The sequence below is a fragment of the Levilactobacillus fujinensis genome, assembly GCF_003946335.1.
In the GTDB taxonomy this organism is placed as follows: domain Bacteria; phylum Bacillota; class Bacilli; order Lactobacillales; family Lactobacillaceae; genus Levilactobacillus; species Levilactobacillus fujinensis.
The window spans coordinates 111,695-124,753 of the sequence record NZ_RHNX01000003.1; the positions used below are offsets into that span (position 1 = coordinate 111,695).

A 13,059-nucleotide genomic window follows, 5' to 3' on the forward strand; every position below is an offset into this window, starting at 1 on the left:
TTGATTTACGTTAATTACTAGCGTTTAAGCATAGGTCAATAGCGCTGCTAAAACAGGCATAACTGATGTTTACCTCACCATTTCACTTGTGCCTAAATTCACCCAATATAGCCGAAATGGGGGGCAAATGCGCCTAATATTTGTTAATCAACGAAATCGTTATCCCCATTTAATGGTATGCTTAGAACTGTAATTTACGATAAGTAGGTGATCAAATGTACTTATTTGAAAGCTTCTTTAATGATGTCTTTAATATAAAATCTGTAATTATGGCTCTGATTACTATTGGGCTAATCGCCATCATGATGGTCATGACCTATCTGGTGGCGCAACGAACGGCACGATTGTCCCGTACGCGAACTTTTATTCTAGAAATGATTGAAGCTCTGGTTGTCGTCGGCGGGGTCTTCCTCCTGCGACAAACCTTCTTAGTTCTGAACGGCGGTAGCGTGATGAGCTGGGCTTACGCCATTGCCCAACTGATGATTCTGCTGTATAGCATGTACGCCATGCAAACGTTAGCAGTAACCCTGGTTAACTTGGCGATGCCGCTGGTCTTCTACGGTCAGGCACTACGCTTGGGCGCTAACACACGGTATTGGTGGGTGTTCATGCTGACCATGGCCGTCCTGTTCGGCGTCATTGCCTACATTAGCCGTCATCAAGACTTGGTTCTGACCTCTGAATGGCGCTTCTTAGTTCTCCAATTTTTATATGGTGGCGCGTGGTGCCTGATTATCTGGTCGGCACGGCCCTATCACCTATTCTATGCCACCAACGTCCTCGTCGTCTTCATCGCTTACATGTGGATCATTCGCTTCTTCGTTACCCGCGTGAATCACGTCATTAACCACTTCGCGCGCTTGGATCAAGCGGCAAATTACGACGAGTTGACCGGTGTTCGCAATCGCGCCAACTTTGATACGACAACGGTTGGTGTGTTCGGCGTTTACCGGCAGCACCCGACCATGCCGATTACCATGGCGATGTTTGATATCGATCATTTTAAGCACTTCAATGACGATTACGGTCATTTAGCAGGCGACGCCGTGTTGAAACACGTCGCTCAGCTCTTTAATCAAGAACTAACGAAACAGACCAATCATGGTGAGCTGTTCCGATACGGCGGCGAAGAATTTGTAATCATTTTCGAAAATATTTCCCCGGTAGACGCTCAAAATAAGGTCACAACGATTCGTAATGTCCTACAGAAGAGTCCCATCACCATAAATGGGGACACAATGACGGTCACCGTCTCCATTGGCATTTCAGCGCTCCAACAGTCCGACGCCGACTTTGACAGTTGGTTCAAGCGTGTCGATCACTACCTGTATTTATCCAAGGAAGCTGGTCGTAATCGCATTACCGTCGAGGGTCAAACCCAAAAACTATAAGCAAAAGCGTTCAGAGAGGGTGTTAGCCGCTCTGAACGCTTTTTGTTGCAGCTAATGTCTACCTTCAAAAGAAACATTGCCATTTAGAAAATATATGTTATCCAAGCATCACATGCAGTAACGCCCCAATACCATACGTGACAAAAATGGTTAGGATCCCAATGACAACGTTGCGGACGATGGTCCGTTTGGTCGAGTTAGTCGTCTCGTAGGTACTGATGATGGCGTTCAGACTTAGCGCGATCACCATAGCAATGGCCGTGTTGATGAAGCGCCAGCTTGGGGCGGACAACATGATTGCCAGCAAAGGAATCAGGGAGCCAATGATGAAGGCCGTGAAGGACATGGCAGCCGCATGAAACGGAATCAGCAGGTCCTTCTGGGAAAGGTCAACGTCGACTTGGGGATTTTCATGCGCCATGGTGTACTCCTGAACGTCGTGTTGAGCGCTAACGGAGATCCACTCACCACCGGCCATGGAACAGGCACCAGCCAACATGCCGGAGATGCCACTAACCAGTAAGGTCGTACTGCTGAGCTCGGCTCCGGTTGCCCCCAAAACGATTCCGGAAACAGAAATAATGCCGTCATTGGCGCCGAGAATCCCAGCGCGCAAGACATTTAGTTTATCCCAAAAATAGATGCTCTTTGTTTTAGATGATTCCATTGGTGTATTCACTGTACTTCCTCCTCGAGGAAAATATGTAATCGATTTCACTCTGAATCATCTGTATTATAGGCCGCTTTTATATACTTATGCAATATTATTTGTGAATATTAGCGCAATATAGGAATATTTGGGCAGGCTGACAAGGAATATCTCCGTCAGTTGGTCATCGGCACTAGACGCTATTCCAATATGACTAAAATTCTGCTGCCTAGGATTTGGGCATTCGTTATGCGTAATGGCCAGACTACCGAAACGTGGACCAAAGACAGCTGGCTCTGCTTAACGTCTTTGGGCCCACTCTGAAAATAAAAACGGTTACTTTCAAAACAATCCTTACGCCGTGAAAAAATATGTGGTACGCTAACATCTCGTGGGAAATTTAAACGAGGAGCAACACAATGCCTAAAAATTTTAAAGAAGAACTACTTTTCACTGCCGTTATGGCCGGCCTCATGGTCTTGGTCATGGCTGGCTACAACATCGCTCTAGCCGACGGATTCAGTCACCATTTCATTCGTGAGGTTCTGACCGGATACCCACTGGCCTTGCTGGTCGCCGCAATCTGCGACCTGGGGATTATTGGTCCCGGCGTCAAATACATCTTTTTCCACTTCATTATTAACGATTACATGAAAAAGAAGCAGATTCGCATTGCCCTAACCATCTCAGTCATGATGGTTGCCGGCATGGTCACTCTAATGTCTCTATTTGGCATGGTGGTCACGCAAAACTTCGGCGGTAACGCCCTGCTGACTTATTTACACACTTGGATCTTCAACCTCTTCATGGCCTTGCCGCTGCAATTAGTGATTGTCGGCCCCATCGCAAGAAAGATTCTGGGAACGGTGCAAAAGCACAGTGCTCCCGCTGAAAATGTTGAAGCCGAATCAATCAAAGATTAACCAACTAAACGTCGCCGCTACCAACAAGTAGTGGGGACGTTTTTCTTTTTTTCCGCTGGTCCCACGCCAACGCTAAGACGGCCACTCCCTTTTTGATGGGGAGTGGCCGTCTTTTTAGTATGCTTTCGGGTTTTACGATAAACCCACTCAGGCTAAACAAAGGCTGATTATACCTCAGCTACCTGTAGTTGTGACCACTTTTTCTGCCACTGCTTAGTCGCCATCCGTTGCCGATAAATGGCGCGGTGGCGCTCGTCTTGTTGGTAAAACGGAATCGGTCGACAGTGAAAATTGACCAGATCATCCACACCATGGGGCGCAATTAATTTCAGCTCATCCCCATCAAGATAGGCACCCACGCAGGTCGGAACCTCGACAAAGTGACCAATGGCATCGGCTACCGAGGTAAAGTCCGGCGTATCAGAAAAATTATAGTGGGCCATGTAGACTTCATTTTTGACCTGCCACTGATATTCTGGTGCGAGTTGCGTCAACTGGGCATAAATCTCAAGATCGTCGCTGGCGGGGCGATCAGGGTCAAAAAAGACAACGTCAATGTCGCTGCCCAACTGAACGGGCTGATTGCTCAGCACCTGCCAGACAGTGTTCCGAATGCTCCCAGCGGCCAATGCCCCCTGCTTGAGATGGCGGTCACGAATCAGCGTTAGGATGCGCATGAGTTCTGGGGTGGTCCGGATAATGTTTAAGACTTGAGATTCTGGTGTCATTTGGGAAGGGCCTCCTGAATCTAGGATTTAGTATCATATAATTCCTATTATATCCGGAAAGCTTCCACTTTCATGAAAAAATTTTTTACCCCGTATTATGTTCAGTCGACTTTGCCAAAATCGACTACCCGTTCACCCGCTTTAGGCGTATGATGAAGTGAGTCAATCGGGATAGTTAAAAACTATCAACACTATGACTAAGGAGTACATACATATGAAGAAATGGAAATTCGGACTCATTGCTGGGCTCATGCTACTCTTGCCGTTGGCATTAAACACGCCCGTCGCTAACGCCCAAACTACTGCCACGACAGAAGCGACCACGAAGCCAGCCAAGAAAACGACACCCAAGGCTAAGAAACATTACCTCATCGTCATGGGGCACGGTGCCGGTGACCCCGGTGCCCGGGGAAACGGGACGACCGAAGCAACCTTCCTACGCAAGTACATGCTGCCCCAACTGCGCAAGTACGCTAAAGAAGTTCAAAACAGCACGGTCACATTTTACAATCCTAAGAAGAACCTGGTCAGCGACACCTTGTTTCATCATCAAGGCTCATACAAACTTAACAAGAAAACGACGGTCATCATGTTTCACTTGGACGCGCCTGCCGGACATGGTGGTCACGTCATTATCCATAAACAACACCCAACGGCTCGTGACAAGCGCCTCGCTAAGGTTATTCAAAAGTACGTTGGCTTGAACAAGGCCTATAACGGTTATAGCTATCGAACCAACTTAAAGAACTGTAACGTCTTACGCAAACGCGGTATTGACTACAGTTTGGTTGAATCTGGCTTTATTACGAATAAGACTGATGTCCACCACCTCAAGAAAAATATGGCTAAAATTGCCAAGGCGGATATCGAGGCCATTACCAACGAAAAAATTAAATAGTACCTGTGAAGCCGGTCTGGTTAGGGCCAGTTTTTTATGTCAATTGACTAAAAAGTCAGCCCCTATGTATTCGCATTGCACTGGCTGCTTGTCACTGCTACACTGGGGGCTAGACGTGTTTCACATGAAACATTAGGGGGCGGCGAAATTGCCATATATCTACTTGGGAATCGCCATTATTGGGGAATTGATTGGGACCAATCTGCTTAAAGTCGCGGCCGGATTCACACGATTATGGCCATCGCTGGGCGCGTTACTCGCGTACGGCCTGTGCTTTTACTTCTTATCGGTAGCCATGAAAAACATCGATCTGAACGTTGCCTACGCTATCTGGGCTGGTATCGGGATCGTCATCACCACCGCCATCTCCATCACGCTTTGGCACGAACCGATTAACCTCGCTAGTATTCTGGGCATCGCTCTAGTCGTGGTCGGCGTTGTCATCCTAAACATGTATGGACCCAACCATTGATTACTGACTCATTTCGAGAGTGGGACATCAGGCGGTTAGTTTGCGAACATTAACGTGATAGCAGGAATTATGCCTGACTCTGGCATAATTTTTGCTATCGGGTTAAGCGCAACAAACTGCCTGATGTCCCACGTTTCGGCACCATAGTGGCGTAAATAAAAGTTGCCTCTTTCAGAATTATTAGATTCTGAAAGAAGCAACTTTTTGAGTTATGTCCCACTCTCCTTTTTTATAGTTCTATCTGAAGACGCTCTCCTATAGTCGGCGGACTATCAAGTAACTGCAGTGTATCTAACTTACATTTAATTGTTTGTTCTAATTATTAATAATAGAGTTTATTTACTAATTAACTTTAAATAGATCCTTTTCGTTCATTGCATTTCTGCTATCTCCGGCTTGGAACCATTGTTTTTTCAATTACCAGTTATTTTAAAAAGTTGGACAGGTTACTATCAAATCCCTTAAAATTTTCTGCCAGTTAGTGGCTGTAAGGCTAGCGCGGTCGTTCACCCTATTTTCCTTGTGAATAACTTTGCATTTTGTCGCAAAAAGGACTAAAACAAAAGGTGAGAAGTCGAGCAGGAGCGTTATAAGCGATTGCTATCGATTGCTCATAAATTAACAATGTATTGTTTTTTAAACGATGTGTCACCTTCAATTCGTGGGTTGCGCACGACAAGGTAATCATCGTTGTAGCTGTTTTCATTTGTCGCCTAATTCGTTTTATAGCTACCCTCCTAAGAAGAGCAGCTGGGAAAGGAAGTATTTTACATCATGGCACAAAGTTCTGTTGCATTAAAACATTATCAAATGTACATCAACGGTGAATTTAGAGATTCTTCTTCAGGCAATCTGATCACTGTTATCAATCCGGCTACCGGTGAACCAATTTCTACGGTCCCAAGTGCAACGGTCGACGAAGCTCGTGAAGCTATCGATGCCGCTTACGAAGCACAGAAGTCATGGAAGTTGGTTCCCGCCGCAACTCGAGGCCAATACTTACACGACGTCGCTACCGAAATCCGTAAAGATTCCGATCACCTGATCGAAATGCTTCAGGAAGAACAAGGCAAGGTTAAGGCCTTAGCTACCACCGAAATTTTATTCTCGGCCGACTACTTCGACTACATGGCTAGTGCTTCTCGGACCTATGAAGGGGAAATTCTTCAATCCGACAACGCTAACGAAAGCATTATGATCGACAAGCAACCTATCGGTGTTGCCGCTGGTATTTTACCTTGGAACTTCCCATTCTTCTTGATTGCCCGGAAGATGGGTCCAGCTTTGGTAACTGGGAACACAATCGTTATGAAGCCAAGTACCGACACGCCTAACCTGGGTCTGGAATTTGCGAAGATCGTTGAAAAGGTTGGGATTCCTAAGGGTGTTGTTAACATCATTACTGGTCCTGGTGCCGTCATTGGTGACGAACTTTCTAAGAACAAGAAGATCGGCATTATCAGTTTAACCGGTTCCGTTAACTCTGGGAAACGTGTTATGGCTGCGGCTGCTACCCACATGGCCAAGGTTTCTTTGGAACTTGGTGGGAAAGCCCCTGCTATCGTCTGCAAGGATGCTGACATCGACTTGGCTGTTCAATCCATTATCGACTCTCGTGTCGACAACAACGGTCAACTTTGCAACAACTGTGAACGGGTTTACGTTCAAGAAGACATTGCGGATGAATTCACGAAGAAATTGGCTACCAAGATGGGCGAAGTTACCGTCGGCGATCCAATGGAACACGAAGACATTGGCATGGGCCCACTGATCAACCAAGGCGCTTTGGACAAGGTATCTGGCATGGTCGACCGGGCTGTTAAGGCCGGCGGCAAGCTGGAAACTGGTGGCCACGTGGTTAAGATTGCTAAAGGCTTCTTCTTCGAACCAACCGTAATTTCCAACGTTAAGCAAGACTCCGAAATCGTTCAAGACGAAATCTTTGGCCCAGTACTTCCTGTATTGACCTTTAAGACCTTGGACGACGCCATCAACATGTCTAACGACAGTGACTTCGGGTTGACTTCTTCCATCTTCACTGAAAACATCGACAACGCTATGCGTGCTGCTCGTGAATTGGAAGACGGTGAAACTTACATCAACCGGTTCAACTTTGAAGCTATGAATGGGTCTCACTCCGGCTGGAAGGAATCCGGTATCGGTGGTGATGATGGTAAGCATGGGATTGAAGAATTCTTGAACACCCACGTTGTTTACCTACAAGGCCATCCTGAAAAGGCTAATGGCTAGTCATAGACTCGAAAAGAGATAATTCCGTCGCGAATTATCTCTTTTCGGCGAAATTCCCCTGTAAATAGAAATTGAAAACGAGATCCCCGTCACTTTGGCGAGATTGGCTAACTGCTGGCAAAGCCCGTCAGATTGAGGATATTCCCCCGGATAGTGTGAAAATGCCACTGTGGAAGCGCTTGCATTTTTGCCTATCTGTGTGATAATAATCACGTATAAATAAATAAAAACGAGGTGCCAATTATGAAGATTCAAGCTGCAGTTGTTGATAAGCAAAATGCTGATTTTGAAATTCGTGATGACGTTGAACTAGCTGACATGGGTCCGGACGATCTTCAAGTCCACATGGTTGCTAGTGGGATCTGCCACTCTGACGAAGCTCTGCGTACTGGGGTTGCGGTCATCGACTATCCTATCGTTTTAGGCCACGAAGGTTCTGGGATCGTTGAAAAGGTTGGGCCAGAAGTTACCCAATTCAAGCCTGGCGATCACGTTGTTCTCAGTTTCTACGGCTGTGGGAACTGCAAGAGCTGTCTGAAAGGGATTCCTACCCAATGTGAAAACTATGCTGCGAACAACTTATCTGGTGTTCGTCCAGATGGTTCAGCACACTTCACTGAAAAGGGCCACAACGTTGCCGACATGTTTGACCAAAGTTCCTTCACCTCAACCACGGTCGTTCGTGAACGGAACGCCGTTAAGGTCGACAAGGACCTTGACTTACGGAAACTCGGACCTCTGGGCTGTGGCTATGTTACCGGTTCTGGGACTGTTCTGAACACCTTGAAGCCAAAGCCTGGTGACACGATTGCCGTCTTTGGGACTGGTGCTGTTGGGTTAGCTGCCATGATGGCTGGCCGGATCTCAGGTTGCACTAAGGTTATCGCCATTGACATCGTCGACTCTCGTTTGGACTTAGCTAAAGAACTCGGCGCTACCGATGTGATCAACAGCAAGAAGGTTGACGACGTCGTTAAAGCCGTTCAAGATTTGACCGGTGGCTACGGTGTTAACTATGCGGTTGACACGACTGGTGTTGCCAGCGTCATCTCCGACTCCATTCAAGCCTTAGCACAAGGTGGGACTTCAGCTGCGATCGCTGTGACGAACCATCATGTCGACCTCGACACTTGGAACGACCTCTGTGTTAACGACAAGAGTGTCATTGGGGTCAACATGGGTGACTCCATTCCTCAAGTTGACATTCCTCGTTTAATCGAATTCTACAAGATGGGTCAATTCGACTTCGACAAGACTGAAAAGTTCTACAAGTTCAGCCAAATCAATGAAGCCAACGCTGACTCTGTTTCCGGGAAGACCATCAAGCCAATTCTGGTCATTGATGACAGCTACGTTCCTGGCAAATAAAAACAACTAACGTGATTCTTTAACGTTCTTGACCGGTGAGCCCTGTTTTGGGGTTTGCCGGTTTTTGTTCTGTCGCTGGTTCGTTTGCAGTAGCTGCTTTCATCAGTATTTTAGCTTGGTCCGTCACTTTTTCTTGCGCACCAAAAATGATCATTTCATTGCCCAGACCATCCTGACCGAGCCACCACTGCCGCAATTGTTCCTCGGTAAACGGCGATTGTTTCTGCTGATTACGCGCTAACGTCGTCGCAAATGGAACGTTAAAGTACACCGAAATCAGGCGCTCCCCCCACTGTCTCTGGAGCAGACTAAGCCAGTCACCATAGACGCTACGCTTTAAAATACCTTCTAACACAATCGTTGAAAATCCCTGCGTCTCGCCCCACGTAATCAGGTCAGCCATTACCTGGATCGACGCATTGCCCTTTCGATCGGGGGCGTGACAAATCTGACGGCGGACAACATCCTGACTGATCAGTAAGCAGTCAGGCGCAAGCTGTTCCCAGACTCGTTGCGCCGTAGTTGTTTTCCCGCATCCCGAGTTTCCCCGCAAAACAATTAATTTGGTCATCATCTTCACTTGCCTTTCGCCCAGTATGCGCGCTACTCCTGCCGATTACTAGCACAACCAGTTCACTGGATTAAGCGTGTTGGCCCACATTGAAATGGGCTCTTATTCATCGTAAACTAACCCTATACCTAAAGGAGGCCCTTTGCCATGGTCACACGACAAACAATTTTCGATTACACTGAGGATAACTACGCTGTTACACCGGAATATACCTTCAAAAGTTACCCCAAGTACGCTGCCCTGAAGAATCTGCAGGGCAAGTGGTTCGGCCTGGTCATGAACGTCCCCCGCGAAAAACTGAGATTGCCTGGTAAGGATGAGGTCGACATTCTAGACGTTAAAATCGATCCCGAACTTGGCAGCATCTTGCGTGAGCAACCCGCCTACCTGGCCGGCTACCACATGAACAAGGACCACTGGCTGACAATTCTACTTGACCAAGTTGACGACAAGGCTGCCCTACAATTACTAGACGGCAGTTATCAATTAGTTACTAAGAGATAGGTTTAAATTAGTTATTAATAATTAATTTGAACCTGATACTTTGTAAAAAAGTTTTCACTTTCCAGGTTGACACCACCTTTTTTCCGGGTTACACTAGCCTCAATTCAAGAATCGTCCGAAACAAACCATTGAGGTGGAGATCAAGACCATCGTGCACGCCAAGAGAGCCGTCGTCGCTGAGAGTACGGCCGAACGCAGATGATTAAATGGACCACCGAGGGCTTCCCCGAACCTTTTGCAGTACGGGAAGACGTGCGACATACGTCAGTTGTCAGGGAAATGATAGTTTCCTGTGGAGAAGGGATGTGGGCTCTATTTGAGTACCCGTCCAATTAAGGTGGCACCGCGGTTAAAACCGTCCTTAACGCATTGGCTGTTGAGGACGGTTTTTTGTATCCAATTTTAACCGAGGGGGATTCACTAATGATCAAACGATGGCAAAACTCAATGTTATTTCTAACCAATCACACTAAAATTTCTGGAGGAATACATCATGAGTTTAAGAGAACACAAGAAAGCACTTTTTATCTGCGGCGCTATCATTCTAATCGGCGGTATCTTTGCGATTAACGCCCAATCCAAATCGACCAAAAAGACGGCAACACAGGATCTGAATCTGTATGAAACATCGACTATTTCCAGCCTGGACGTTGCCAAGATCACCGACGGCGTTTCCAGTAACGCCCTGAGTCAAGTCGGCGAGGGCCTCTACCGCTTGAACGCCGACAGTCAGGCTGAGAACGCCCTGGCCACCAAGACGACCGTCAGCGACAACGGTCACCTCTACACCATCAATTTAAAGCACGACGCCAAATGGAGCAACGGTGATACCGTGACCGCCCAGGACTTCATTTACTCCTGGAAACGAACCCTGAACCCGCAGTCCAAGTCGGAGTTCACCTATCAATTTGCTAACATCAAGAATGCCACCGCCATTGCTGCTGGGAAAAAGGCGCCATCTACGCTGGGCGTCAAGGCCGTTGGCAACTATCAACTCAAAATCACACTGAGTCAACCAGCCTCCTACTTCAAGCAGATGCTGGCTAGCACCACCTACTACCCCTTGAACAAGACGGCCGTCACCAAGTACGGTAAGAAGTACGGCACGTCTTCCGCTACCACCGTTTATAACGGACCATTCGTTATGAAGGACTGGACCGGGACGAGTGACAGCTGGAAGTTGGAGAAAAACCCAACCTACGTGGATAAGCAGTCCGTCAAGCTTTCCAGCATCAACTACCAGGTCATCAAGTCGCCAACCACGTCTTACAACCTGTATCAGTCCAAGAAGCTGGACGCCATCACGCTAAACGGCGAGCAAACCACGCAAAATAAAAATAATCCCGACCTAAAGTCCCTTTCTTCCGGCCGTATCGGTTTCATTCAATATAACGAAAAGAACGCGGTGGCCGCTAACCAGAACTTGCGGCTTGCCATTTCACTAGCTATCAACCGGCAGCAACTGGCTGACAAGGTCCTGAAGAATGGCTCAACCCCGGCGCAAACATTTGCCATCAACAATATGTTGAAGAATCCCAAGACCGGCGCTGATTTCACGAAGGACGCAACCGTGACCGGCACCGCCGATTACCAACCGGCACAGGCCAAAAAGCTTTACCAAACAGCCTTAAAACAACTTCATAAGAGTAACCTAACCGTCACGCTGACCTGTGCCAACGACGATACCAGCCAGCAACTCGCTGAATTTATCCAGGGTGCGTTGCGCAACAAGCTCGGACTGACCGTCAAAGTTCAGGCCTTGCCATTCCCATCAATGCTCAGCAACGTTTCACAAGGCAATTTCCAGCTTAACCTGACCAGCTGGAGCATGGACTACGCTGACCCCATCCAGTCGCTGCAAATTCTCGAATCGACCAACAACTCCAACATGGGTCACTATGACAGCAAAACTTATGATCGTGCGTTGACCGCCGCTGAAGGAACGGACGCCCTCAACAAGACCGCCCGTTACCAAGACTTACTCACTGCCGCCAAAACTGCGGCTAAGGATCAAGCCGTCACCCCACTTTACCAAGGCCGGACCAGTACGTTGGTTAATCCTAAGGTCAAGGGCGTCGTTTATAACAAATTTAATGGAAGCGCGGACTACCGGTTAGCCCACGTTGCCAATTAGTAAGTGAAATTTGGAAGGTTGGAACGTTGCAGTGACGGCCAAAAACGGTATAATTAGGTTGGTACATAATTATACGTTTTCATAACTCAGGTGAGCCGTGCGTTGCTTTCATTGGCGGTGACACCCAGCTAGGTGAAACGTCACAGAAAGGTTCCGAAATTATGGAAAGTCAACCCTTACGTCACGATCACTACCCAACATCGCAAGAAGAATACGAAGCTGAGTTAACCGAAACGGAACACGAATATGCAGCTAAAATTGAAGAAGCCAAGGAACAAGTCGAAGATAAGGTCCAAGGTCAAATCTCACGTTACCTGCTATTTGGGGCCATTTCGGTGGTCATCAACATTACCTTGTTCTACCTGTTCTATCACACGTTTGGTATCGGCTACCAACTCGCCAACTTCATCGACTGGCTCATCAGTGTTCAATGCTCCTTCTGGCTCGACCGGACCTTCGTGTTCAAGCACAAGTCCGACAAGCCCGTTAAGGAAATGGGCACGTTCTACATGACCCGGGTCGCGACGTTCTTGTTGGAAACCGTCATCCTGTTCTTGGGAATTTCCTGGATGAACTTAAACGGCACCATCACCAAGGTCGTCGGTCACGCAATTGCTCTGGTTCTGAACTTCTTCCTATCTAAGAAGTTAGTGTTCAAGAACCAACCGGCACCTGCTGATTAAAGAAAAGATAGAGTGGAACAAAGGGCGATTAGCTGGCGAGCATTAAGGCTGATAACCGAATAATCCCGGGATTGGATTATTTGATTATCAGTTTTAAGCGGAGTCAGCTGCCTTTTGTCCCCCGTTTCAGCACTGTAAATTCGGAGATAGCAAAGGAATCTGGGGTTATGTCCCAGTCTCGTTACCACCATCTAAAAATGAAAAAATCACCAACGCCATTCTCTCTGAAAATGAGGAATCAAGCGTTGGTGATTTTTCATCTCACAATATACTTTGCAACCGCGATTTTCCAGCGTCACTTCGCTTCTTTCGCCACTGGCCATCATCGCTTTGTGTCCACACGCGCCTATTAGTCCGGACCAGACTTCACAACGGGGCCATCAGCCCTATGCGGGTCCCATTCAATTCGGTTATTAGCGTTTGTTATTGATCTGTCCGCCTTAAGCATTAGCTGAATCGTTGGCCTAATTCTAAGGTACACCGCT

At 47.4% G+C, this 13,059-nt stretch carries 12 protein-coding genes; 9 read left to right on the plus strand and 3 right to left on the minus strand.

Annotation, left to right across the window (positions count from 1 at the left end; translation table 11 throughout):
* The first annotated feature begins 215 nt into the window (after nt 1-215).
* Complete coding sequence (locus tag EKM89_RS02015) at nt 216-1,394, plus strand: GGDEF domain-containing protein (RefSeq protein WP_125685491.1); 1,179 nt, start codon at nt 216-218, stop codon at nt 1,392-1,394.
* A 97-nt stretch (nt 1,395-1,491) separates the two neighbouring features.
* On the opposite strand, the gene EKM89_RS02020 is transcribed toward EKM89_RS02015, so the two are convergent.
* Nucleotides 1,492-2,073, minus strand: a complete 582-nt coding sequence (locus tag EKM89_RS02020; protein ID WP_225421794.1) for a VIT1/CCC1 transporter family protein — start codon at nt 2,071-2,073, stop codon at nt 1,492-1,494.
* Between the two features lie 389 nt (nt 2,074-2,462).
* Here EKM89_RS02020 and EKM89_RS02025 point away from each other — a divergent pair, with 389 nt between their 5' ends.
* A complete protein-coding gene (locus EKM89_RS02025) occupies nt 2,463-2,966 on the plus strand; it encodes a DUF2798 domain-containing protein (RefSeq protein ID WP_125685492.1) in 504 nt (167 codons plus the stop codon).
* A gap of 167 nt (nt 2,967-3,133) precedes the next feature.
* On the opposite strand, the gene EKM89_RS02030 is transcribed toward EKM89_RS02025, so the two are convergent.
* The gene (locus tag EKM89_RS02030) at nt 3,134-3,694 is read right to left on the minus strand and encodes a nucleotidyltransferase family protein (protein ID WP_125685493.1); all 561 of its coding nucleotides are present in this window, start codon (nt 3,692-3,694) and stop codon (nt 3,134-3,136) included.
* A gap of 214 nt (nt 3,695-3,908) precedes the next feature.
* Here EKM89_RS02030 and EKM89_RS02035 point away from each other — a divergent pair, with 214 nt between their 5' ends.
* From EKM89_RS02035 to EKM89_RS02050, 4 genes are all read left to right on the plus strand, one after another.
* Nucleotides 3,909-4,592, plus strand: a complete 684-nt coding sequence (locus EKM89_RS02035; protein ID WP_125685494.1) for an N-acetylmuramoyl-L-alanine amidase — start codon at nt 3,909-3,911, stop codon at nt 4,590-4,592.
* Between the two features lie 148 nt (nt 4,593-4,740).
* Complete coding sequence (locus EKM89_RS02040) at nt 4,741-5,064, plus strand: DMT family transporter (protein WP_125685495.1); 324 nt, start codon at nt 4,741-4,743, stop codon at nt 5,062-5,064.
* Nucleotides 5,065-5,838: 774 nt separating this feature from the next.
* A complete protein-coding gene (aldA, locus tag EKM89_RS02045; RefSeq protein ID WP_125685496.1) occupies nt 5,839-7,314 on the plus strand; it encodes an aldehyde dehydrogenase in 1,476 nt (491 codons plus the stop codon).
* Nucleotides 7,315-7,557: 243 nt separating this feature from the next.
* Nucleotides 7,558-8,682, plus strand: a complete 1,125-nt coding sequence (locus EKM89_RS02050) for an NAD(P)-dependent alcohol dehydrogenase (protein ID WP_125685497.1) — start codon at nt 7,558-7,560, stop codon at nt 8,680-8,682.
* A 19-nt stretch (nt 8,683-8,701) separates the two neighbouring features.
* On the opposite strand, the gene EKM89_RS02055 is transcribed toward EKM89_RS02050, so the two are convergent.
* Nucleotides 8,702-9,256 (minus strand): AAA family ATPase, encoded by a 555-nt coding sequence (locus tag EKM89_RS02055; protein WP_125685498.1) that lies wholly within the window; start codon nt 9,254-9,256, stop codon nt 8,702-8,704.
* A gap of 144 nt (nt 9,257-9,400) precedes the next feature.
* On the opposite strand from EKM89_RS02055, the gene EKM89_RS02060 reads away from it, so the two are divergent.
* From EKM89_RS02060 to EKM89_RS02070, 3 genes are all read left to right on the plus strand, one after another.
* A complete protein-coding gene (locus tag EKM89_RS02060; RefSeq protein WP_125685499.1) occupies nt 9,401-9,757 on the plus strand; it encodes an MmcQ/YjbR family DNA-binding protein in 357 nt (118 codons plus the stop codon).
* A gap of 493 nt (nt 9,758-10,250) precedes the next feature.
* Complete coding sequence (locus EKM89_RS02065) at nt 10,251-11,891, plus strand: peptide ABC transporter substrate-binding protein (protein ID WP_125685500.1); 1,641 nt, start codon at nt 10,251-10,253, stop codon at nt 11,889-11,891.
* Nucleotides 11,892-12,052: 161 nt separating this feature from the next.
* Nucleotides 12,053-12,574: a GtrA family protein gene (locus EKM89_RS02070; RefSeq protein ID WP_125685501.1), complete on the plus strand. Its 522-nt coding sequence runs from the start codon at nt 12,053-12,055 to the stop codon at nt 12,572-12,574.
* Nucleotides 12,575-13,059: the final 485 nt, after the last annotated feature.

Bases quoted from the DNA above. Each gene is read 5' to 3' on its own strand.
- EKM89_RS02015 (WP_125685491.1), top strand. From the start codon at position 216: ATGTACTTATTTGAAAGCTTCTTTAATGATGTCTTTAATATAAAATCT.
- EKM89_RS02025 (WP_125685492.1), top strand. From the start codon at position 2,463: ATGCCTAAAAATTTTAAAGAAGAACTACTTTTCACTGCCGTTATGGCC.
- EKM89_RS02030 (WP_125685493.1), bottom strand. From the start codon at position 3,694: ATGACACCAGAATCTCAAGTCTTAAACATTATCCGGACCACCCCAGAA.
- EKM89_RS02035 (WP_125685494.1), top strand. From the start codon at position 3,909: ATGAAGAAATGGAAATTCGGACTCATTGCTGGGCTCATGCTACTCTTG.
- aldA (WP_125685496.1), top strand. From the start codon at position 5,839: ATGGCACAAAGTTCTGTTGCATTAAAACATTATCAAATGTACATCAAC.
- EKM89_RS02050 (WP_125685497.1), top strand. From the start codon at position 7,558: ATGAAGATTCAAGCTGCAGTTGTTGATAAGCAAAATGCTGATTTTGAA.
- EKM89_RS02055 (WP_125685498.1), bottom strand. From the start codon at position 9,256: ATGATGACCAAATTAATTGTTTTGCGGGGAAACTCGGGATGCGGGAAA.
- EKM89_RS02060 (WP_125685499.1), top strand. From the start codon at position 9,401: ATGGTCACACGACAAACAATTTTCGATTACACTGAGGATAACTACGCT.
- EKM89_RS02065 (WP_125685500.1), top strand. From the start codon at position 10,251: ATGAGTTTAAGAGAACACAAGAAAGCACTTTTTATCTGCGGCGCTATC.
- EKM89_RS02070 (WP_125685501.1), top strand. From the start codon at position 12,053: ATGGAAAGTCAACCCTTACGTCACGATCACTACCCAACATCGCAAGAA.